Here is a 22,098-nt window from a genome sequence, read left to right as displayed (position 1 = left end):
ACTTTTGTTTTATTCCTTCGCCAACGGCGTGTTAACGATGTCTGTTTTTGTCTCGCCCTGAATCGACGCAATCCTGCTTTCAACCTCTTTCACCTGCTGCGGGCTGTGGAGCAGGGTATAGGTCAGATCAAACTGCGCGCTGGCGCCAGGCTGCAGCTGCTTAACCCGCTTCTGTTGGCGTTCAATCGTCACGGGGTAGGCGTAGCTGGTACCCGGTTCGATGCCCGTGACATAACCCTGCTTCAGCGTATCGGTGTTTTTCCATAAGGTCAGCACGGGCAGCTGGCGCGTATCAAACTGGATGGATGCGCCTTTATCGCCGGCTTTATTGACCACCGCCGCGAGCGTTTCGTGGTTGTTGTCGGCGAGCGGCTGAATGTTAAAGACCATCTCATCAAAGCCTTTTGTCGGCCCGGCATAGGTTTGCCAGTCGTTAACGCCCGCTTTGGCGTAGTCATTGAATGGGCTTACGCTCGCCGCTGGCGCAAGGAAACGGGCGCCTTCTTCGAGGATCGGCGTCCCGAAGTTGCTGTGATAGATGATTTGATAATCGTGAGGATAATCGGCATGGTTAGTGAGAACATCATGCAGGCTGAACTGGTTGGTTCCGGGAACGTAGCGCAGTTCGGTCATGGTCTGCAGATCCGCTTTTTTGAACGTGCTCTCTTTGATCAAACCCCGAACGCGGATCTCATGCGGGGCGGCATCCGCCACCTCAACTTCCACCTGTGATACCGGGGTATTTCCGGCCCTGCCGTGAAGGGTATAAATTTGTCCATCTGCGGTGACCGGATGACCTGTCCACTCGTAGCCACAGCGCACCATCATCTCGTTGAAACCATCCAGCCAGCCGAGACCGTTGCGGCTCTCAAGGTTGATATAAGCCGGATTCACGACCTCTTTGACGGGGGAATTCCATCCCAGTCGGGTGCCAAACCCTTCAACGTGTAGAAGGTTCATGCCGCGGGTCGGGCTCAACGTAATTGTCAGGCCATCTTTACTGCTAATAATGATGACTTTACTGCCTTCCTGCTTGCCGCCCTGCAAGACTTTTTGCTCAATGCTGAACGTCTGATCTTTAACTTTCAGCTCATCACTGGAAATCTTCCAGTTTCCTTTCTCTACGCTGTTTTCAGCACTTGTCAGCACCCAGGTTTTAGCCGCGGCATGGCCAGAAACCAGGACCGCCAGGAGCGTAAAAGCGAATTTGATCTTCATATTTTATCCTTTTTGCTGAAACGATTATTTACTTTCGTAAGCAAATCTAATGTTTAGACAAAAAGGGAAATGTGATGGGCTTCACTGAGGTTAAAATTAGGTGATTATAACAATTAGAATGCGTTAATGATCACGCGGAAGTTACATGTTGCTGTCTTTATTGCATGATTTTTGTGATCGATGAATATTTTGGCTTTAACGATTCAGCTGTTTTCTAATAAAAAACCCCGCCGTGGCGAGGTTGAGAATAAGTTGTATAGAATGCTAAGGACTTATTATGCTTTCAGCACGTCCAGCGCGGCAGTGTAGTCCGGCTCGGTGGTGATTTCGTTAACCAGTTCGCTGAAAACGACAGTGTCGTTTTCATCAAGAACCAGTACAGCACGTGCTGCCAGACCCTTCAGGGGGCCTTCCGCGATGCTGACGCCGTAGTTCTCGAGGAAATCAGCGCTGCGCAGGGTGGAAAGGGTGATAACGTTGCTCAGGCCTTCGGCACCGCAGAAACGGGACTGGGCAAACGGCAGGTCAGCGGAAATGCACAGCACCACGGTGTTGTCCATTTCAGTCGCCAGCTGGTTGAATTTACGCACGGATGCGGCACAAACGCCGGTATCAATGCTTGGGAAAATGTTCAGTACTTTGCGTTTGCCCGCAAACTGAGCCAGTGTGACGTCAGACAGATCTTTAGCCACCAGAGTAAAAGCCTGCGCTTTGCTGCCAGCCTGCGGAATGGAACCTGCTACAGCAACCGGGTTGCCCTGGAAATGAACGAGTTGTGACATAGATATCTTCCTGTTTACATATAGTTAACGTCGTGGCTAGTGTATGCCATCAGCAGATAACACGGCAAACCAAATTTTTCGCCTTTCCGGGCCGCAAGGAGTCAGTGATGAGAAGCGTTAAGGTCTATGAAGAAGCCTGGCCATTGCATACCCCGTTTGTGATCTCTCGCGGCAGCCGAAGTGAAGCCAGCGTGGTCGTGGTCGAAATCGAAGAAGAGGGGTTTAAAGGCGTCGGGGAATGTACGCCTTACCCGCGCTATGGGGAAAGTCTGGCATCCGTGATGGCGCAGATCATGACCCTGGTACCTGACCTGCAAAAAGGCCTCACGCGCGAGGCGTTACAGCAGCGCTTATCCGCCGGGGCGGCGCGCAACGCCATCGACTGTGCGCTCTGGAGCCTTGAAGCCGCTAAGCAGCAAAAATCGCTGACGTCATTGCTGGGCGTGGTCGTGCCGGAGTCCGTCGTGACCGCGCAAACGGTCGTGATTGGGGAGCCCGAGCAGATGGCCGCCAGTGCGAAAGCGCTCTATGACGCCGGGGCCACGCTGTTAAAAGTGAAGCTCGACGATCGTCTGATCAGCGAGCGGATGGTCGCCATTCGCTCGGCGGTGCCGTCAGCCACGCTCATTGTTGACGCCAACGAGTCGTGGCATCCCGAAGGGCTGGCCGCGCGATGCCAGCTGCTGGCCGATCTGGGCGTGGCGATGCTGGAGCAGCCTCTGCCGGCAAAAGAGGATGCGGCGCTGAAGAATTTTATCCATCCGTTGCCCGTCTGTGCGGATGAAAGCTGTCATACCCGCGAGAATTTGAGCGCGCTTAAGGGCAGCTATGACATGGTCAATATCAAGCTCGATAAGACTGGCGGACTGACTGAAGCCCTGGCCCTGGCGGCGGACGCCCGGGCGCAGGGGTTCGCCCTGATGCTGGGATGCATGCTTTGCACCTCGCGGGCGATCGGTGCGGCGCTGCCGCTGGTCAATCAGGTCCGTTTCGCCGATCTGGATGGCCCGACGTGGCTGGCCGTTGACGTTTCACCGGCGCTTAATTTTACCAGCGGCGTACTTCACCTCTGAGGCTGCCAGCGCAACAGATCCATCATAGCCTTTAAGTATTTTTCGCTGGCTTCGTCGGAGGAGATCGCCGGGAACTCAGCGGTGATGCAGGGCAGGCTCAAGTCGGCGCACCAGCTGCCGAATGAACCGGGTGTCTCATAGCCCACGCTGGTGACGAGCGGGAGGGCGAACGCCTGGGCCAGCCACGCGCCCAGGTCAGAGTTGCGCGGATCTTCAATACAGGCCAGCGGATCGTGGAAGGAGACAACCCAGGCGGGGTGGATCTTATGGATAAGCTGGCACAGCGCCTGCGTTTCCGGCTCCGATCCGGGTTTATCGCCCGTGAGCAGCACCACGTCCCGCTCCTCGGCGGAGCTGTTCCAGCGATATACTGTTTCCCCTGCGCGCCAGTTTGCTGCAGGGAAATTACGGTTCAGGTCGATTCCTCGCGCATTCGCCCGTAATCCAAGCTGACAGCCGTCCGGATTTACGGCAAGAATCACGTGGTGACGTCGCAATGCCGGGGTCAGCGTCCGCAGCGCGCACGAGAGCGTGACGACAGACGAGTTCTCATCTCCGTGCGTGCCGGCAATAACCAAACCGCTGTCGCGATCGGCATCGGGGGCCGGGAACCAGATCAGCGATGCGCCTAAAAATGAGCGGCCATATTGTTCAGCGCCCGGAGGGAAGGCGCCGCGTTCCGCGCGGGGTCGGGTGGTTGCCATACGATATCCTGATAACGAAGTCTCTACAGGCAGTGTTGTGCAAAAGCCGCTGTTAATCAAATAGTTTCCTTAACGGCTGAGAATTGCCTTAAATCACTATTCAGGCGTAAGTTGTTTGCATTTCTTACTGTCGAAACAAATAATTACGCATCTGCTTTTTACCTGAATTTTTTAAAGGGGATCTTATGAAGCATCCTGTTTCGCGTCTTTTTGCCGCACTGTGCCTGTGCGGACTCTCTTCACTCTCATACGCTGCTGATGTGCCACAGGGCACGGTGCTGGCGCAAAAACAGGAGCTGGTCAGACACATTAAAGACGAACCGGCTTCGCTCGATCCCGCAAAAGCGGTGGGGTTGCCAGAGATTCAGGTGATTCGCGATCTTTTCGAAGGGCTGGTAAATCAGAATGAGAAAGGGGAACTGACTCCGGGCGTGGCGACGCGCTGGCAGAGCAACGATAACCGAATCTGGACGTTCACCCTGCGCGATAACGCAAAATGGTCTGACGGTACGCCGGTTACCGCGCAGGATTTTGTCTACAGCTGGCAGCGTCTGGTTGATCCGAAAACGACCTCTCCGTTTGCCTGGTTTGCGGCGCTGGCAGGCATCAGCAACGCGCAGGCCATTATTGATGGTAAAGCGGCGCCAGATACCCTGGGCGTGACGGCGGTGGATGCCAGAACGTTGCGCGTCCAGCTGGATAAACCGCTACCGTGGTTTAGCAACCTGACGGCAAACTTCGCCTTCTATCCGGTGCAAAAAGCCAATGTTGAAAGCGGGAAAGAGTGGACGCGTCCGGGAGCGCTGGTCGGTAACGGGGCCTACGTTCTGAACGCGCGCGTGGTGAATGAAAAACTGGTTGTCGTGCCGAACGCCCACTACTGGGACAATGCGAAAACTGTCCTGCAAAAAGTGACCTTTATTCCGATTAATCAGGAATCGTCCGCCACGAAACGCTATCTGGCAGGGGATATCGATATTACCGAATCGTTCCCGAAAAACATGTATCAGAAGCTCCTGAAGGATATTCCTGGCCAGGTGTATACGCCGCCTCAGCTCGGGACCTATTATTACGCGTTTAACACACAAAAGGGGCCGACGGCCGATGCCCGGGTCCGTCTTGCGCTGAGCATGACTATCGATCGCCGCATTATGGCGGATAAGGTACTGGGTACCGGCGAGAAACCGGCCTGGCATTTCACCCCTGACGTGACGGCGGGCTTCACGCCTGAACCTTCACCGTTTGAGCAGATGTCCCAGCAGGAGCTGAACGCTCAGGCCAAAACCTTGCTCCAGGCCGCAGGCTACGGCCCTCAGCGTCCGCTGAAGCTGAACCTGCTGTACAACACGTCGGAAAACCACCAGAAAATCGCCATTGCGGTTGCGTCCATGTGGAAGAAAAACCTCGGTGTGGATGTCAAGCTGCAAAATCAGGAGTGGAAAACCTACATCGACAGCCGCAACACCGGCAATTTTGATGTGATCCGCGCGTCATGGGTGGGGGATTACAACGAGCCCTCGACCTTCCTGTCCCTGCTGACCTCAACCCACAGCGGCAATATCTCGCGTTTCAACGACCCGGCTTACGATAAAATTATCCACCAGGCGACGCTCGAAACAACGGCGAAAGCGCGTAATACGGACTACAACATGGCGGAGAAAATCCTCATGGAGAAAGCGCCGATCGCGCCTATTTACCAGTACACCAACGGTCGTCTGATTAAGCCGTGGGTGAAAGGGTATCCGATTAATAACCCGGAAGACGTGGCGTATAGCCGGACGATGTATATTGAGAAGCACTGATGGTTAATGCGAACTGGCGCACGTGAGCGCCAGTTTTGCCATGGATGATACCTCGCTGTGCTTTCCGGCAGCGATGAGACCGGGACGTATTATTCTAACAACGCATTAAACTTCGCCAGCCACTGCGGATGGGCGGGCCACGCGGGAGCCGTCACCAGGTTGCCGTCGACATGTGCCTGATCGATGCCGATCGTGGCATAGTGTCCCCCCGCGAGACGGACCTCAGGAGCACAGGCCGGGTAGGCGCTACAGGTACGGCCTTTCAGGATGCCCGCGGCAGCGAGCAGCTGCGGGCCATGGCACACCGCCGCAATCGGTTTGCGCGCGGCGTCAAACGCCTGTACCAGCTTTAACACATCCTCATTTAGCCGCAGATACTCGGGCGCTCTCCCGCCGGGGATGAGCAGCGCGTCGTAGTCCTGCTCCTTGACGGCGGAAAAGTCGGCGTTGAGGGTAAAGCGGTGACCGGGTTTTTCGCTATAGGTCTGGGCGCCGTCGAAATCATGGATTGCCGTTATGATGTAGTCGCCCTTCGGTTTGTCGGGGCAGACGGCATCCACCTGATGACCAACCATCTGTAACGCCTGAAAAGGCACCATGGTTTCGTAATCTTCGGCGTAATCGCCAACCAGCATCAGGATCTTCTTGCTCATCATTCCTCTCCCTTGTCATTAAAGATGATTAAGATATAGCCTGGCGTGGCTGAAATGCCGGAAATAAAAAAGCCCGTCAGAGCACGGGCAACATAAGCAAGTGAATAAGTGATTCGTTATCAACGTAGTTGGAGGATAACGACGCGTATCTTACGCGGCCGTCAGGCGGGCAGATACCTGACAAATCCGGTAGGTGAAACACGATATTAAACGTGCGTTAAGGGGCGTCGAAGGTCGGATAAAGACTATTTTCGAGAAACTCGACGAGATACCAGATTTCCCCGCTAAAAATAAACCAGAAGCCAAATATAATAAGGAGCAAAATAATTAAGGTGAGTATTATTTCTGTTTTGCCCATTGCAGATTTTACCCACCTGACGTTAATTTATTCGAGGCAGGCATTGTAGCGGGGCTTTCCCGTATACTCCAGTTTCATGCTGCAAGGACTTTATTGCGCCCATCATTTTTAGCGCGATACAGCGCATCGTCTACACGCTTAAACAGCTCATCAATCGTCTCCCCCGGGTTATGTCGCGCCACGCCAATGCTGACGGTAAACCGTGGTAAGCCCGGAATCGTAATGCGGGCAACGGCTGCACGGATCGACTCGGCAATCTGCAACGCGGTGTCGAGTGAGGTATGCGGCAGCAGGATGACGAACTCTTCGCCCCCCCAGCGGAACACCATGTCGTTCTCCCGACTACAGGCTTCCAGCGTTCGGGAGAGGGCAATAAGCACCTCATCGCCCTTCAAATGACCAAACAGGTCGTTGATGTTTTTGAAGTGATCGGTGTCCACCAGCAGCAGGCTAAACTGCTGCTGGGCAGGTCGATTATTGAGATTGTTGGGGTCGGTAATCGCGTAGAACTGGCGTCGGTTGAGTAACCCGGTCATGGAGTCACGTAACGCGGCATGTTCCAGCTCTTGCTCCAGTCTTTTTTGCTCGGTGATATCGTGGATGATGCACAGCATCAGCTTGTCACCGTAGATCTCAATGGGTCCGGCATACGTCTGAACATGGCGGGTGGAACCATCGGCAAGGCGGTGAACAAAGTTGAGCGGCTTATGGCCGCCGGGCAGCGCGGCAATCGCAGTCATAATGGGCATCACGTCTCGCCCCAGGGTATTGATTTCCCAGGTATGCTTGCTGCACATACCATCATGCGAGTAACCGTAAAAATTGAGCGCAGCCAGGTTGGCATCAACAATCTGACCATCGCGGGCAGGATCGATTAACAGCATCGGCGCGCTGTTGGTCTGAAAAAAACGGGCGTAAAACCCCTGTTTTTTTCGCCGGTAGGTTGCGGAGCGGCTGGCCTTCAGTCCTGAGAGGATATGTTGGGCGATCCCCTCGAAGACAATCACATCTCCCCAGGGGGCGTAACGGGCAAGCGAGAGACGACAGCTTAACGGCGTATCCAGCCCATCCCGGCTTCTTATTGTCCAGATTTCGACGATCTCCTGCTCGGTTTTCAGTTCAGGTACATACATCGACAGGAGAGCTTGTGCAGTCGCGGAATAGATGCCTTTACGCAGCTGATCGAGCGTCTTATCTCCCATAAGCTGCGTTGCGACCACGTTCGCAAAAACGATCTCTTCCGAAACGGGTGAAATAAGCCACACGGGTGTTTTAATGACGTTCAGCGCTTCAAAACCGTTTTGCGACATAGGCATTTCCTGTTCATCGGCTTAATACGCCTGACAATCATGACAGACGTGACTCGTGTGTTCTGCTTTGAAACATACTCTACTAAACCCCGTCAGGCATGGTTTTTTTGTGAAATAAATGCGGCGTCCGTTTGAATTTTATTAAGGGGGATAATTTGCCTTTCTGAGTTTATCTGCAGAAGCAGCCACGGCACCTGTTCGGCAGGTAAGGGGCGGGAGAAGAGGTAACCCTGCAAGTAGTCGCAGCCGAGACGGGTGAGAACCGCCTGCTGTTCTTCCGTTTCAATCCCTTCTGCCACCACGTTCATCTCCATGGTGCGGGCGATACTCATAATGGTTTCAACCAGCTTGTAGGTTTTTTCATTTTCCAGCATCGACGTTACAAAGCTTTTGTCGATCTTGAGCTCTTTTGCCGGCAGCACGCTCAGCATCAGCAGGTTGGAGTAGCCCGTACCAAAATCATCAATCGAGACGGTGATCCCCGCATGATTAAAAGCGTTGAGCAACTCAATGCTGCGGTCGAGATTTTTCAGCGCGGTGCTCTCCGTGACCTCAAGGATCAGCCTGGACGGGGACAAGTTATATTTTTCCAGCATCGACGATACGATGTGGAAAATGTCCGGCTGCTCGAACTGGACGGGGGATAAGTTGAGCGATAACGTCCACTGGCTGAACCCTTGTTCAGTCCAGAAATGCAGCTGTCGACATGCCGCTTCAATGGCCCAGTTGCCCACCGGAATAATTAAGCCGGTTTGCTCCAGCGAGGGGATAAACAGACCAGGCAGCACAACGCCTTGCTCAGGGTGCCGCCAGCGCAGCAGGGCTTCAAAACCATGGATAGTCTTCTCTTGCGCATACCAGGTTGGCTGGTACCACAGTTCAAACTGATCGCGCTCAAGCGCCTGAGAGAGCTCCTGAAGAAAACCGGGTTTTGCCGGGATTGCTGTCGACATCTCGGTTCTGTAACGCGCCCAGCCGTTGCGGCCGTCGTCTTTGACGTGATGCAGGGCTGCATCTGCTTTGAGTTTCAGTTCATGCAGCGTTTCGCCATCCTGAGGATAGAGGCTGACGCCCGCACTCATTGTCGTGTTAAGCGTATGACCACAGATCGAAAGAGGACGTCGCACATCCTCGAGCAGCGACGCGAGCAGGGCGTTGAGTTTGTCGTCGTCACATTCCGGCACCAGCAGGATAAAAGCGTCTCCTCCCAGCCTTGCCAGGGTCATCTCACGCGAGAGCCGGGAAGTGATGCGTTGTGCGACGGTGATCAATAACTCATCGCCGACGCTGTGACCCCAGGTATCGTTGACGCGTTTGAAGTGATCGACGTTCAGGAAAATAACGGCAAATTGCCTGTTGCTCAGCAACGCGCTGCGCAGGCAGTCCTGCATGCGGAGATCCATCTGATGGCGATTCGCGAGTCCGGTGAGCGCATCAAAGCGCGCCTGGAGCTCAAGCTGCCGATTGAGTTGTCGAAGATTATCCGTCAGCCGGCCGGTGCGACGGTGAGAATCGATAAGGGAAATAATTAACATCACGCCAAGCAGGCAGAGCGTGGTGACAGAAACCCAGATGGATAACCCCAGCTCGCCGATCCCGCCGGGGAGGGTATGCGACATTTCCGGGTAATGCGCAGCGCTCATGCCGGTATAGTGCATCGCACAAATGGCGGCACCCATGACCAGGGCGGCGAGAAGGCGCTCGATAAAAACCCCTTTGTCTCGCAGGCGGAAAGCCAGCCACAGCGCCGTGCCGGACGCCACCACGGCAATGACCACGGACAACCCCACAATGCGGCGATCCCAGATAATGCTGCCATCCAGCATCAGGGCAGCCATACCGATATAGTGCATAGATACCACGCCTGCGCTCAGGATAGCCGTGGCAACGATCGGTCGAAACGAAGAACGTTTTTTTCCCGCGACGGCAATATCAAGGGCCGTGGTCGACGCAATAATCGCTACGCCCAGAGACGCAAGGGTTAACCAGAGGTCATAGCGCATCATCATCGGCATCTGCATCGACAGCATGCCGATAAAGTGCATCGACCAGATGCCGATCCCCAGCGTCATACCCCCGGCAATGCGCCAGAACAGGGCAGCCTTTCGGCTGGAAAGGGGGATCTTTCCGGCACTGTCCAGCGCCACAAAGGAGGCGATAAATGCCACCAGATAAGAGATAGCGATTAACACAGGGTCCCACGATATATTGAGCATTATGCAATCCCACGCCTGAGAGGGTTACCGATTTCGCCTGCCGGGCACATCTTAATCTGGCAACGAACATGCGCATTCAAACAATATTAGTTATTTATCGTGAAGCATGACCAGTCATATTAATACTCTACATCGCATTAAGAATATAAAATATATTCTCATTGTTAACGTATTAAGCATTGCTAAACAAGAGCGAATAAAAGTAGCAAAGCTCCTTAAATATAACGGCGATTGTATCGGTTCGCCGCAGCGGATGGTATCGCTTAACGTGGCGGCAGACCAGTATCACAGCGTGCTGCGAAGAACATTTTCACTAATACGCTTTTTTCATCTGACTTAAGCTAAATCCCAGGCTGCTAACGGCGAAACAACAAACCCGTGAAGTTTCCGAGGAAAAACGTTTGTGCCAATGCTATAAGTCTAGATGCCGACCAAAATATAAAATGTGGGTATCATCATGCTAAGAAATATTAGTGTCCGAACCTTTATTATCGGGTTCCTTTTATCGCTATTTTTAGTAAACGCAGGTGTCGTTGTTCTAATTTCCAGCAAGCCCTCTCTCTTTATTTCCCTTAACGCTATCAATTTCGTTGCGCTATTTTTGCTTTGGGTCTATATGACCCGGTATCTTGTGACGCCGATCAATACGGTGAAGAAAAGTATTGAAGAGGTGACTGCCGGCAACCTGGGGGTTTCTATCCCGGAGTTTGGCAATAACTGTGCGGGGCGACTCATTCCCGGGATCAACAGCCTGTCCGGCAACATTGCGACGCTGGTGCGTGAGATCAGGGCGTCATCGCAAACCGCCATGACCTTATCGGATCAGCTCTCAACACGTAGCGCTCAGCTCTCGGTCAAAACCGAACAGCAGTCCGCGTCTTTAGTGCAAACCGCAGCCAGCATGGAGCAAATGGCGGCGAGCACTAAAAATAACGCCGATAACACCCGCCTGGCGAGTGAACAGGCGAATATGGCGACGCTGCAGGCGCGTAAGGGCGGGGAGCTGATGGGGCAGGTTGCCAACAATATGCAGTCCATTACCGAATGCGCCCAGCAGATGACGGAGATCATTTCGCTGATTGACGGCATTGCGTTCCAGACCAATATTCTGGCGCTCAACGCGGCCGTTGAGGCGGCAAGAGCGGGCGACCATGGAAAAGGTTTTTCTGTCGTTGCGGAAGAGGTCAGAAACCTGGCGCACCGCAGCGCAGAGGCCGCGAAGAATATCAAAGCGCTGATTGAAGTCACCAGCAGTAACGTCACGCAGGGCGCGACCGTGGTGTCGCAGGCAGAGAAGAATATGCATGAAATCGTGACGGGCTCGGGAAACGTCAGTCGCTTAATGGATGAAATCTCCGCGTCGACGTCTGAGCAGGAGAAAGGTATTTCCCAGATCACGCTGGCGCTATCGGAGCTGGAGCGGGTCACGCAAAGCAACGTGGCGATGGCGGAGGAACTCAACGGCTCCTCGGATGTACTGCGCAATCAGGTGATTGAACTCCAGGCCCGCACGCGGAATTTTAGATTGGATCACGGGTCTTCGTCCCCATTACCGACCGGCTCACCCTCCTTCCTCCAGCAGCCAGAGCACTCTCTCTGAAAGCGACACAAAGCCTGGCATGCCAGGCTTTTTGCATACATTTGCCCACCCAGCTCATTTCCCGAGCGATTTCAGCGCGATGGAATACATAGTTGTTGCTTAACCCCTCATGAAAGCTAGACTGACACCGAAAGAGTTAAAAAGGTGGAGGTGCTGTGGAAAGCATTAAAGGATCTGAACTTAACGTTCCTGACGCAGTTTTTGCGTGGGTGCTGGACGGCCGCGGCGGTGCCCGACCGCTGGAAGATAATGATGTGATCGACAGTGCGCATCCCTGCTGGCTGCATCTGAACTATACCCATCCGGACAGCGCTGACTGGTTGGCGTCGACCCCGCTCTTGCCCAATAACGTGCGCGATGCGCTGGCGGGTGAAAGCCTGCGGCCCCGCGTAAGCCGCATGGGTGACGGGACGCTGATTACCCTCCGTTGTATTAACGGCAGCACGGATGAACGTCCGGATCAGCTGGTGGCGATGCGGGTCTATATGGACGATGGGCTGATTGTCTCCACCCGACAGCGTAAGGTCCTGGCGCTGGATGACATCGTCAACGATCTGAAAGAGGGCACCGGGCCGATCGACTGCGGCAGCTGGCTGGTGGACGTCTGTGACGCGCTTACCGATCACGCCAGTGAGTTTATTGAAGAGCTGCACGACAAAATCATCGACCTGGAAGATAACCTGCTCGATCAGCAGATCCCGCCGCGCGGTTTTCTGGCCTTATTGCGCAAGCAGCTGATTGTTATGCGCCGCTACATGACGCCGCAGCGCGACGTGTATGCGCGGCTGGCCAGCGAAAGGCTCGCCTGGATGAACGACGACCATCGGCGCAGAATGCAGGATATTGCCGACAGGCTGGGCCGCGGGCTGGATGAAATTGATTCCTGTATTGCCAGAACGGCGGTGATGGCGGACGAAATCGCGCAGGTGATGCAGGAGTCGCTGGCGCGAAGAACCTATACGATGTCCCTGATGGCGATGGTGTTTTTACCGAGCACGTTTCTGACCGGGTTGTTTGGCGTCAACCTGGGCGGAATTCCGGGTGGCGCTTATCGCTACGGTTTTACGGCGTTTTGCGTGATGTTAGTTGTTTTGATTGGGGGTGTTGCATGGTGGTTGCATCGTAGTAAATGGCTGTAAATTTACGCTTTTTTCATCTTTTTCCGGGATTAAAACGCTCTTTTAATTGAGCGAAGTCAATAAACATCTACCCCGTAAGGTGCAATATTACTCCCGCAGGTGAATGCAACGTCAAGCGATGGGCGTTGCGCTCCATATTGTCTTACTTCCTTTTTTGAATTACTGCATAGCACAATTGATTCGTACGACGCCGACTTCATAGTCGGCTTTTTTTTGCCTCCTGATTCTGAGCGTCTACCCTAAAAGGGATGACAGCAAATTATGGAGGGAATGATGAGCATCCTTAACGCTCTGCTACTGCCACAATCGCGTCAATCCGATCCTATCCCCAGCGATCCGGTACCTATGCCCGATCCCATCCCGCGTCCCCAGCCGATGCCCGACCCGCCGCCCGATGAAGAACCGATTAAATTGTCGCATCGGACCGCGAGATCTGCGAGGATACGCGCCATCTGACCGCAAAGATCACCACGAGAGACAATTGTGACCGCTTTTTCTACCCTGAATGTTCTGCCCGATGCCCAACTCGCTAACCTCAACGAGTTGGGATACCTCACGATGACGCCTGTTCAGGCGGCCGCCTTACCCGCCATTCTTGAGGGCCGTGACGTGCGCGTGCAGGCGAAAACGGGCAGTGGGAAAACGGCGGCCTTTGGCCTTGGCCTGTTGCAGCATATCGATGCGGCGCTTTTTCAGACCCAGTCTTTGGTGCTGTGTCCGACCCGCGAGCTGGCAGACCAGGTTGCGGGTGAACTGCGTCGCCTGGCACGTTTCCTGCCAAACACCAAGATTTTAACCCTCTGCGGCGGGCAGCCGTTCGGTGCCCAGCGTGATTCGCTTCAGCATGCGCCGCACATTATTGTCGCGACGCCGGGACGCCTGCTCGATCACCTGCAAAAAGGCACGGTCTCACTGGATGCGCTACAAACGCTGGTGATGGATGAGGCCGATCGGATGCTGGATATGGGCTTCAGCGAGGCCATCGACGAAGTGATCCGTTTCGCACCGGCCGATCGCCAGACGCTTCTGTTCTCCGCAACCTGGCCGGAGGCTATCGCCGCCATCAGCGGGCGCGTGCAGAAAAATCCTCTTACCATTGAAATCGACAGCGTAGATGCGCTGCCCGCCATCGAACAGCAGTTCTTTGAAACCTCGCAGCAGGGGAAGATCCCGCTCCTGCAGAAATTACTGAGCCAGCATCAGCCTGCCTCTTGCGTGGTGTTCTGTAACACCAAAAAAGACTGTCAGTCGGTTTGTGATGCTCTGAATGCCGCCGGGCAGAGCGCACTGTCGCTGCATGGCGATCTTGAACAGCGCGATCGCGATCAGACGCTGGTCCGTTTCGCCAACGGCAGCGCCCGCGTGCTGGTGGCGACCGACGTTGCTGCGCGCGGTCTGGATATCAAATCGCTTGAGCTGGTGGTGAACTTTGAGCTGGCGTGGGATCCAGAAGTACACGTGCACCGTATTGGCCGTACCGCGCGCGCAGGAAACAGCGGTCTGGCGATCAGCTTCTGCGCACCTGAAGAGGCGCAGCGCGCCAATATTCTCTCTGAGATGCTGCAGATTAAGCTGAACTGGATGAATCCCCCAGCCGGCGTCAGCCTTGTGCCGCTGGAGGCCGAAATGGCGACCCTGTGCATTGATGGCGGTAAAAAAGCCAAGATGCGTCCTGGTGATGTACTCGGTGCACTGACCGGGGATGTGGGGCTGGACGGGGCGGATATCGGTAAGATTGCTGTCCATCCGGCGCATGTCTACGTCGCGGTTCGCCAGGCGGTTGCCCATAAGGCATGGAAGCAGCTGCAAAACGGGAAAATTAAGGGTAAAACCTGCCGCGTACGTCTGCTGAAATAAAGCATGAAGCGTCTCAGACGGTGTTTCTGAGACGCTAACCGCTTACTTCACTTCAAGCACGTTCAGACGCAACGCTTCAAACTGATTGTCATCGTCTTCCGGCTGCCAGCCTGCTGGCTGCATCGGGATCTCTTCCCGGTCAAATGCCAGATCGCCGCCGTTCACGACTTCTGACTCGTGATTGATGCCTTTAAAGTCGAACAGTTCCACATCCGCGAGATGGGAAGGGACGACGTTCTGCATGGCGCTGAACATGGTTTCGATACGACCCGGATAGCGCTTATCCCAGTCGCGCAGCATGTCGCCAATCACCTGACGCTGCAGGTTCGGCTGAGAGCCGCAGAGGTTACATGGAATGATCGGGAACCCTTTCGCCTGAGAGAAACGCTCAATATCTTTTTCACGGCAGTAGGCAAGCGGGCGGATCACAATATGTTTACCGTCATCACTCATCAGCTTAGGTGGCATACCTTTCATCTTGCCGCCGTAGAACATGTTGAGGAACAGCGTTTGCAGGATATCGTCGCGGTGATGGCCCAGGGCAATTTTGGTCGCGCCCAGCTCGGTCGCGGTGCGATACAGAATACCGCGGCGCAGACGAGAGCACAGAGAGCAGGTGGTTTTCCCTTCAGGGATTTTCTCTTTCACAATACCGTAGGTATTTTCTTCGACAATTTTGTACTCAACGCCCAGATTTTCGAGGTATTCCGGCAGAATGTGCTCCGGGAAGCCCGGCTGTTTCTGGTCAAGGTTGACCGCCACCAGGGAAAAATTCACCGGCGCGCTTTGCTGAAGATTACGCAGGATCTCCAGCATGGTGTAGCTGTCTTTACCCCCTGACAGGCAAACCATGATGCGGTCGCCTTCTTCAATCATGTTGAAGTCTGCAATGGCTTCGCCCACGTTACGGCGCAGTCGCTTTTGCAGTTTATTCAGGTTGTATTGCTCTTTTTTGTTAATCTCTTGATTCTGTTGCATTGAGTACTACCTTCGGAGCCAGCAGGGGCAAAAATTGTATGCCGCGTATGGTACGGATTCCGGCGGCGAATGCCAGCACGTTTTACTGCTGCGTGAAATCTGGCGCCGATGCGTGATAAAGGGTAGCGTTCAGACGTTTGGATACGATAGCGACTTTACGGCAAACGGCGCAGTGGTGGCGCAATCATTTCCGCCAGTATCAATGTTGAAGATTAGCAGTAAGCATGCTGTAATGAGCTTACTTAATTTGAGGGTAACTTGAGCTAGGATTTAAAAATGATAAAAACTTCTACTCTTTTCCTTTGTACTTCCTTATTTTCAAGCATGGCTTTTGCAGAAAATAACTACATACCTCTACTTTATAACTTATCGACTATGTTTGATTTCAATCCAGTTAAGGGGACTGTTAAATCCTTAGATACTGATGTTGAGGAGAATGGAAAAATCACTTATAAAATCTCCATCAGACTGAATAAAAATGGTTGTGTTGATAGCTTAAACCTTGATAATGTTTCTTCTGGACATGAAACTATTCTAAAAAATACAAATGGAAGTCTTATTGGCCATAGAGATGGCAAGCCTTTTTCAATACAACTTGATGAAAAATGTCACATTTTGAGTAAAAATGAAAACGGTGACGAGTTGCGTTACACTCTTTACCCGAATGGATTAATTAAAGACACCTATTTTTTAGGCAAAAAAATATCTGAACATTTTTATGATGAAGACGATAATTTGACGCGCTCTGAATTTTATAGTTCAGAAAGCGTTATGTCTAAAAATGAAATATCTTATGTTGATAAAAAAAGAAAGCCTCTTGATTATAAACTTATAAACTCATCAGTTTTCTCGGAGGGGTATACAGCAACCAGTTCTTGTCATTATAACGAAATGCTTGTGCCTGAAATATGTAATGCCACAGTACAGAACGCAGGTAATCCGGCGCCGAAACCAGTTTCAATGACAGCGCATACGAAAGTTGAATTCTACTAGACTTAAACGATTCCAATAAGCTACCTCCGGCGTCAGGTTATTCAGGCATTCATGAGGACGCTCGCTGTTGTATTCATTCAGCCAGCGTTCAGTGATTTCCCGGGCTTCATTCAGCGTTCAGAACAGGTAAAAATCCAGGATTTCTGTCCGGTACGTCCGGTTGAACCGTTCGATAAACGCATTCTGCGTCGGCTTACCCTGCTTGACTTGCTTATCGGATAAACCATTACAATGTTCATCTGCGGTTGGGCTTGGTAATGGCTAACTCCATTTAAACGATGCGTTTTCTTTATTGAATGTTATTGATGCATTACTCCATTCCTTGCCATCAAGTAACATTTCCACACACTGGGTAGGGTAGAGGTCATCGGCTGGCTGGAACCGCTCATATTCGGAGTCAGGGTTAAGCATCACATCATGATTAACGTTGACTATCCATCCATCGGGGTTTTCAGGATTGGATTGGCGAGTGCATAGCAGTCTGGCCTGGTAGAAGTCATCCGGGAGCCCTTCCAGCATGCAACCGGTAGCCCACTGGATAAGCTGTTCATTTGAATATTTCTGAGGAGCGGTATGTGTTTCTTGCTGTTTGCTTATTAATCGCTTAAATGTGTTCAGAAAGGGGAACATGTCATTTTCCTTTAGCTTGTAAGTTAGGCATTGTAGGGCAATTAGCGAGATTAGATCCATTCAATGGTTAATATCACCGCTAGCGCATAACGCCATTGATTTTCCTTCCATGGGAGAAAGCAGTCATTATTTGATATAAAATCTTCGACAAGACGTAAACCAAAGCACAAGCCCAGCGCCACCCATGATCCCTGTGTGCCAAAGCGGAAGTAACTTACATTGTGCTAGGGTGTTTTATCGGGACGAGTTCAACGAAGGTCCTGGCTGAATGCAAGAGGAATTTAAGATGAATGTAGAAACGGTCCGCTTAACCCTTGAACCCTTTAATGATTCACATTATGAAGGCTTAAGGGTAATGGATAGTGATGCTGAGGTGATGCGCTATATCAATAAGGGTATCGTTAAAACGCCCGAAGAAACCTGGGAGGGCATCAGAAGGGTGCAGGCTCGCTGGGATAAGTATCACTTCTCGTGGTGGGCTATCAGAGAGAAATCTTCTGGTGCGATCGTTGGTGCAGCATGCCTCCAGCACCTGGCGAACGTGGAGGGGGCACCATTAGAGATTGGCTGGCGCCTCGTGCCTGAACACAATGGCAAAGGCTATGCTACAGAGGCAGCGAAAGCGATCGTTGATTACGCTGTAGAACGGGTGGGAGCATCTTATCTGGTGGCCGTGGCCGATCCAGAAAATATCGCATCGCAGCGTGTAATGAAAAGGTTAGGTATGTCTTATAAAGCCATAGAGCGGCATTACGATACGGAATGCGTTGTGTATGAGCTTAACATGAGTAAGCCTGCTTAATTTAGCGACATATCTCTGCCACTTTATCTCAGCTTACAGCACCTCAACCAATTCAAATTCTTCTGCGATCAGTTCCATATCTTCAGAAAAATGGCCTTCGCGGAAGAAAAATCGCTGATGCTCTTTCCGCCAGTATTCAAGGCTTAAATCACCTTCACCCTCTTTGCGAGCGAATTCCTCATTAACATCGCAAAAACGCACCAGCCGCATGGAAACCAGCCGGATCACACAGACCGGGACATTCTGACCATCAAGGATTATGTTGTAGCTTCCTATCCGTGGAGCAGATACATCCTGCGAGTACGAGGCAAAAGATCCGCAGGTGGCCGTTTTGAGCCCTTTTTTAATCAGGTCCGCAAGCGCGTTCGCCAGTTCCGGGCTGTCACCCATTTGCCAGGCCGCTGCGCCTGGGTACTTCGTTTTTAATTCCTCAACCTTAACCATTGAAATCCCTTCTCAACCCTTGACCATAAGAAACATAATAGCGGTTTTAGCATAAACTCCCTCGATATTTGAAGCGTAATCGGCTTTCCTTCTACTTTTGTACACAGGCTGCCTGGAATACAAAGGGTTGCATGCATTGGTTGTGTAAATATATTCTTATGGGGTATCTGTGTGGTGAATCTGCTGCCTGCACCCCGGCGCGTGACGTTATAATCAGTAACGAGTCATCGGGATGCTATCGGCACCACGCATTTTCTGTAACTTTTATCCCATTGGAAGGGGTTAGCGTGTTCAAGCTTAATACATCTCTACTGGCGGTTTTGCTGCTGTCAGGCTGTAGCTCCGATCTGGTTCTCAACCCACCTAAGCAACCTGAATACAAGTCGATGCCTGAAATAACGCAGTCTGTGACGCCATCACAACAGCGTGCAATCATGGCTGGCGAGCGGCCTGACTGGTCAGAAAGAACGCCGGTCAAGACAATAAAGCAATACTAATAAGCACTTAACAACCAGGGCTGCCGTTCGGCGGCCTTTTTATTTACCCATTTGAGAAGGTGCAAAGACGGAGCCTGGTTTGGGGAAAATTTCTGACGGCGGACATGGTATTTCTTTCTTTATCAACCATGCTTAAGGCGAAGATAATTCAATCACTTCAGCATCACCGAAGCGGCAACGTCACTCGAGTCGAGAACCCTGAATGCGCCATGCACCTATCTCCATAGCTGCAGCCACGGCAATTTTTGTGCTGGGCGTTTTTATCATCAATATCCAGGTCTGGTACTCGGCGCGGGCTGACAGCCTTGCCGGGGCGCACTACGTCGTCAGGAATATGCACGTTATTCTTACAGAAGCGCATCATGCGACCCAGGTTGCAATGCGGCTTGCTGAGAATGAGTGTGATGCTGAAGGACAGTATCGGCTCGGCACTGAAGCGGCATTACAACCCCATCTGAGAACGATCGTTATTCTGAAAAAAGATGTGGTCTGGTGTTCCTCCTTGCCGGGAAACCGCGTGTTGTTGGTTAACGGGTCAGCGCTGCCTGAAGCGCCATTGTTACTTGTTCCATCGAAAAGTACGGTCAACGGCCTGCCGGTTCTCTTATACCAGACACATCATGCCGGCAGCCGAATCATGGTGAGCATCAGCGACAGCCATATCCGGGATGCGCTGAATATGCCACTACGTGGCGTGGCGTATTCGCTGCTGGTCGGCAATCGTCGTTTAGGCCAATCAGGCGATGTCTTGACGGCAGCCCATTCAAACAACGATGTTCTGACGGTAAAAGACGTTGATTATGCCTTCGCGATTCAATTTAACGCTCCGCCTCTTTTTAGCCTAACGCGATTATTCGACCAGGCCGGTGGAGTGGTGTTATTTCTGCTGCTCGTTTCCTCTCTTTCTGCTTATCTTCTGCAGCGATATCTGTCTAAGGATATTTCGCCGGAAGAATCGCTGCGTACCGCCATCTACAGAAATGAAATTATTCCCTATTACCAGCCCGTCGTGAGCGGAACAGAGGGCACCTTGCGCGGTGTAGAGGTGCTGGCAAGATGGAAGCATCCGCAATCCGGGTTTATTTCTCCCTCGTCATTTATTCCTCTTGCTGAGAAAACAGGGCTAATCATTCCCTTAACCCAAAGCTTAATGCGTCAGGTTGCAACGCAGATGAATGCAATTTCTACGCTGCTGCCGGAAGGATTTCATGTCGGGATTAACTTCAGTGCGTCTCATATCGTTGCCTCTACCTTTTTTGAAGAGTGTCTGAATTACAAGCGCAGCTTTGTGCAACAGGATCTTAACCTCGTTGTGGAGGTGACCGAGCGTGAACCTCTCCACGTAGATGAACATCTCGTTAAGACCCTGAATGGGCTGCATAACAAGGGATTTGCGATCGCGCTGGATGATTTTGGAACGGGATATTCTGGCCTGTCCTACCTGCAGGACCTGCATATTGATTACATCAAAATCGACCAAAGCTTTGTTGCCAGGGTTAATGAGAATGAGGATTCCACCCTGATTCTGGATTCAGTACTGGAACTGGCAAAAAAACTGTCAATCCGTATTGTGGCGGAAGGGGTTGAAACCCAGGAACAGCTTGATTACCTCATGCGCAATAACATCACGTTTTTACAGGGCTACTTCTTCTACAAACCCGTTCCTTTTAAGGAGTTGATAAAAATTCTGTTATCGAAGCCAAAGGTTAAAGTGAGGGTGGAGTGACGTTTGTCCCGTTGTCAGCAATTCCCGCCCGATACATTCATAAGTAGCGTATAATGCGGCGTCGAAAACCGCTCAACACTTCTCTGGCCAGTACTATGACCCTCAATCGCGTTTGTTATTTACTCCTGCTCTTTGCTGCGATCGGCAGTCTTTTTACCTCGAGCCCTTTGGCTATGTGGTTTCTGCTCATCAATATGCTGACGTTGGTCATGTATGGTGCCGATAAAATGGCGGCGCGGAAAGGCATGCGCAGGGTGCCGGAAGCCACGCTGCTGGTATTTGGCGTAACGGGCGGCTGGCCTGGCGCGATTGTAGGCCAACAGCTCTTTCGCCATAAAACACAAAAGCAGCCGTTTAAAACCTACTTTTTCTTAAGCATTGTCGTCAGCATCGCCGTGATGGCGGCGGTTTACCATTTCTCGCCTGTTTCTTCTTGATGGGCGTTTTGACATCAAGTTAACCTGAGTTTTTCAGATGCCAGCACTACGTTGATAAGAACGGTCATTCGGATAGCGCGTCGTGAATAAATCCTCCATCACTGCCAATAGTAGTAGGACTATTCTTAAGTTGTTGCTGTTTTTTGCACAATCTGAATAATACGTGCAACAACACGGAAGGCAACATCCCATGAAAATAGTCTCTATTACGCTGGCAGCGCTGGTGCTTTATTCTGCACCTGCCTGGTCCGCTTTTCAGGAGCGGGAATATAATACCTGGTATATGAAAAATGCGGTGCTTTATGATATGACGCAGACCTCGGAAGGTTTTCCCGTCATGGTGAGCGTATCCCAGCCTGGGAGAAAATCCGCTAATTTGCTGGTGTCATATATTACGGAAGGCCGCTGTGGTGAGAATAATCTACCGCTTAATGTGAATGGTAAAGTGCTGCCCGCCAAATATAATTGTGTCCAAATAGGAAAGAACAGAATTGAACATTTTTCAGTGGTGGATGCGGACAGCGTCAATGGCATGGTGACGCATCTGAAATCTGATTTCACTATTCTCCTGCAAAACGATATCAAAATTTGGGCAGCAAATATCAAAGCGCCAAAATACGGGCTAACCCCGCGCTTTTAAAATCATGCTACGCTTGTTTGTTGTATCAGGAGCATGAGTATGAAGAACAAAGACGAACAAACAGGATTAGTGGGGCTGGCGATTGGGGCGGCCGTTATTGGGCTGGTTTCTGCCCAGAAACCAATCGATCGCGACAGCATTGTTGATGAGCTGGTCAGGCTCGGCAGGCAGAAAGGCGATGGTGTAGAAGATGAGGTTTTCGTCAAGGCTGCTGACCTGGTGAGGAAGGGGATCTAGCC

23 protein-coding genes and 2 pseudogenes are annotated in these 22,098 nt (G+C 52.1%); 13 read left to right on the top strand and 12 right to left on the bottom strand.

The genetic code is table 11. The features are described 5' to 3' along the window. Positions 1–9: 9 nt before the first annotated feature. Together PI91_RS14935 and tpx are read right to left on the bottom strand one after the other, a co-directional pair. Entirely contained in the window at positions 10–1,218 is a 1,209-nt protein-coding gene (locus tag PI91_RS14935) for an aldose 1-epimerase family protein (RefSeq protein WP_039266507.1), read from the bottom strand. A 275-nt stretch (positions 1,219–1,493) separates the two neighbouring features. Continuing rightward, complete coding sequence (tpx, locus tag PI91_RS14930; RefSeq protein WP_008501256.1) at positions 1,494–2,000, bottom strand: thiol peroxidase; 507 nt, start codon at positions 1,998–2,000, stop codon at positions 1,494–1,496. 107 nt (positions 2,001–2,107) lie between these two features. Here tpx and ycjG point away from each other — a divergent pair, with 107 nt between their 5' ends. Further along, positions 2,108–3,073, top strand: coding sequence for an L-Ala-D/L-Glu epimerase (gene ycjG / locus PI91_RS14925; protein ID WP_039266506.1), 966 nt, complete (start codon positions 2,108–2,110; stop codon positions 3,071–3,073). Here ycjG and mpaA read toward each other — a convergent pair. Continuing rightward, a complete protein-coding gene (mpaA, locus tag PI91_RS14920; protein WP_039266505.1) occupies positions 3,064–3,777 on the bottom strand; it encodes a murein tripeptide amidase MpaA in 714 nt (237 codons plus the stop codon). The two genes, ycjG and mpaA, sit on opposite strands and share 10 nt — an antisense overlap. A 185-nt stretch (positions 3,778–3,962) precedes the next feature. On the opposite strand from mpaA, the gene PI91_RS14915 reads away from it, so the two are divergent. Beyond that, positions 3,963–5,579, top strand: a complete 1,617-nt coding sequence (locus PI91_RS14915) for an ABC transporter substrate-binding protein (protein WP_039266504.1) — start codon at positions 3,963–3,965, stop codon at positions 5,577–5,579. A gap of 89 nt (positions 5,580–5,668) precedes the next feature. On the opposite strand, the gene PI91_RS14910 is transcribed toward PI91_RS14915, so the two are convergent. From PI91_RS14910 to PI91_RS14895, 4 genes are all read right to left on the bottom strand, one after another. After that, positions 5,669–6,232: a DJ-1/PfpI family protein gene (locus tag PI91_RS14910; RefSeq protein WP_008501260.1), complete on the bottom strand. Its 564-nt coding sequence runs from the start codon at positions 6,230–6,232 to the stop codon at positions 5,669–5,671. 217 nt (positions 6,233–6,449) lie between these two features. Beyond that, positions 6,450–6,590 (bottom strand): Ecr family regulatory small membrane protein, encoded by a 141-nt coding sequence (locus tag PI91_RS26040; RefSeq protein WP_021240268.1) that lies wholly within the window; start codon positions 6,588–6,590, stop codon positions 6,450–6,452. Positions 6,591–6,664: 74 nt separating this feature from the next. After that, a complete protein-coding gene (locus tag PI91_RS14900; protein ID WP_039266503.1) occupies positions 6,665–7,900 on the bottom strand; it encodes a sensor domain-containing diguanylate cyclase in 1,236 nt (411 codons plus the stop codon). A 92-nt stretch (positions 7,901–7,992) separates the two neighbouring features. Next, positions 7,993–10,116, bottom strand: a complete 2,124-nt coding sequence (locus PI91_RS14895) for a bifunctional diguanylate cyclase/phosphodiesterase (RefSeq protein WP_008501262.1) — start codon at positions 10,114–10,116, stop codon at positions 7,993–7,995. Positions 10,117–10,573: 457 nt separating this feature from the next. Between PI91_RS14895 and PI91_RS14890 the strand changes: the two genes are divergently transcribed. From PI91_RS14890 to dbpA, 4 genes are all read left to right on the top strand, one after another. Beyond that, complete coding sequence (locus tag PI91_RS14890; RefSeq protein ID WP_023292274.1) at positions 10,574–11,716, top strand: methyl-accepting chemotaxis protein; 1,143 nt, start codon at positions 10,574–10,576, stop codon at positions 11,714–11,716. Positions 11,717–11,871: 155 nt separating this feature from the next. Next, entirely contained in the window at positions 11,872–12,855 is a 984-nt protein-coding gene (gene zntB / locus PI91_RS14885; RefSeq protein WP_023292275.1) for a zinc transporter ZntB, read from the top strand. 291 nt (positions 12,856–13,146) lie between these two features. Then, positions 13,147–13,311 (top strand): hypothetical protein, encoded by a 165-nt coding sequence (locus PI91_RS26450; protein ID WP_304665500.1) that lies wholly within the window; start codon positions 13,147–13,149, stop codon positions 13,309–13,311. A 27-nt stretch (positions 13,312–13,338) separates the two neighbouring features. Next, entirely contained in the window at positions 13,339–14,712 is a 1,374-nt protein-coding gene (dbpA, locus tag PI91_RS14880; protein WP_023327603.1) for an ATP-dependent RNA helicase DbpA, read from the top strand. A 42-nt stretch (positions 14,713–14,754) separates the two neighbouring features. Here dbpA and ttcA read toward each other — a convergent pair whose 3' ends face one another. Together ttcA and PI91_RS26445 are read right to left on the bottom strand one after the other, a co-directional pair. Beyond that, the gene (gene ttcA / locus PI91_RS14875; RefSeq protein ID WP_008501267.1) at positions 14,755–15,690 is read right to left on the bottom strand and encodes a tRNA 2-thiocytidine(32) synthetase TtcA; all 936 of its coding nucleotides are present in this window, start codon (positions 15,688–15,690) and stop codon (positions 14,755–14,757) included. Positions 15,691–15,725: 35 nt separating this feature from the next. Continuing rightward, positions 15,726–15,815 (bottom strand): annotated as a pseudogene (locus PI91_RS26445) (hypothetical protein); the annotation flags it as partial. Positions 15,816–15,966: 151 nt separating this feature from the next. Between PI91_RS26445 and PI91_RS24780 the strand changes: the two are divergent. Continuing rightward, on the top strand, positions 15,967–16,683 hold the full coding sequence (locus PI91_RS24780; RefSeq protein WP_071580360.1) for a YnfC family lipoprotein: 717 nt from the start codon (positions 15,967–15,969) through the stop codon (positions 16,681–16,683). Here PI91_RS24780 and PI91_RS25740 read toward each other — a convergent pair. Together PI91_RS25740 and PI91_RS14870 are read right to left on the bottom strand one after the other, a co-directional pair. Continuing rightward, positions 16,648–16,890, bottom strand: a pseudogene (locus tag PI91_RS25740) (transposase); the annotation flags it as partial. The gene PI91_RS24780 and the pseudogene PI91_RS25740 overlap by 36 nt on opposite strands. 54 nt (positions 16,891–16,944) lie before the next feature. After that, positions 16,945–17,313, bottom strand: coding sequence for a hypothetical protein (locus PI91_RS14870; RefSeq protein ID WP_084635623.1), 369 nt, complete (start codon positions 17,311–17,313; stop codon positions 16,945–16,947). 286 nt (positions 17,314–17,599) lie between these two features. On the opposite strand from PI91_RS14870, the gene PI91_RS14865 reads away from it, so the two are divergent. Continuing rightward, on the top strand, positions 17,600–18,115 hold the full coding sequence (locus tag PI91_RS14865; RefSeq protein ID WP_039266502.1) for a GNAT family N-acetyltransferase: 516 nt from the start codon (positions 17,600–17,602) through the stop codon (positions 18,113–18,115). Between the two features lie 33 nt (positions 18,116–18,148). Here PI91_RS14865 and PI91_RS14860 read toward each other — a convergent pair whose 3' ends face one another. Next, positions 18,149–18,559 (bottom strand): ASCH domain-containing protein, encoded by a 411-nt coding sequence (locus tag PI91_RS14860; protein WP_021240261.1) that lies wholly within the window; start codon positions 18,557–18,559, stop codon positions 18,149–18,151. 287 nt (positions 18,560–18,846) lie between these two features. Here PI91_RS14860 and PI91_RS26035 point away from each other — a divergent pair, with 287 nt between their 5' ends. The 5 genes from PI91_RS26035 (at position 18,847) to PI91_RS14840 (ending at position 22,096) form a co-directional block, all read left to right on the top strand. Next, complete coding sequence (locus PI91_RS26035; protein WP_126287803.1) at positions 18,847–19,056, top strand: hypothetical protein; 210 nt, start codon at positions 18,847–18,849, stop codon at positions 19,054–19,056. A 202-nt stretch (positions 19,057–19,258) separates the two neighbouring features. After that, positions 19,259–20,782, top strand: coding sequence for a cyclic diguanylate phosphodiesterase (locus PI91_RS14855; RefSeq protein ID WP_039266501.1), 1,524 nt, complete (start codon positions 19,259–19,261; stop codon positions 20,780–20,782). A gap of 95 nt (positions 20,783–20,877) precedes the next feature. After that, positions 20,878–21,219, top strand: coding sequence for a DUF1294 domain-containing protein (locus PI91_RS14850; RefSeq protein ID WP_032635727.1), 342 nt, complete (start codon positions 20,878–20,880; stop codon positions 21,217–21,219). A gap of 190 nt (positions 21,220–21,409) precedes the next feature. Continuing rightward, entirely contained in the window at positions 21,410–21,859 is a 450-nt protein-coding gene (locus PI91_RS14845; RefSeq protein WP_021240258.1) for a hypothetical protein, read from the top strand. Positions 21,860–21,898: 39 nt separating this feature from the next. Continuing rightward, a complete protein-coding gene (locus PI91_RS14840; RefSeq protein WP_008501277.1) occupies positions 21,899–22,096 on the top strand; it encodes a hypothetical protein in 198 nt (65 codons plus the stop codon). Positions 22,097–22,098: the final 2 nt, after the last annotated feature.

It is taken from the genome of Enterobacter sp. FB, assembly GCF_000805795.1.
GTDB classification, from domain to species: Bacteria; Pseudomonadota; Gammaproteobacteria; order Enterobacterales; family Enterobacteriaceae; genus Enterobacter; species Enterobacter roggenkampii.
The sequence above is the reverse complement of the archived record's forward strand: the minus strand, read 5'-3'. Positions and strand labels throughout refer to the sequence as shown.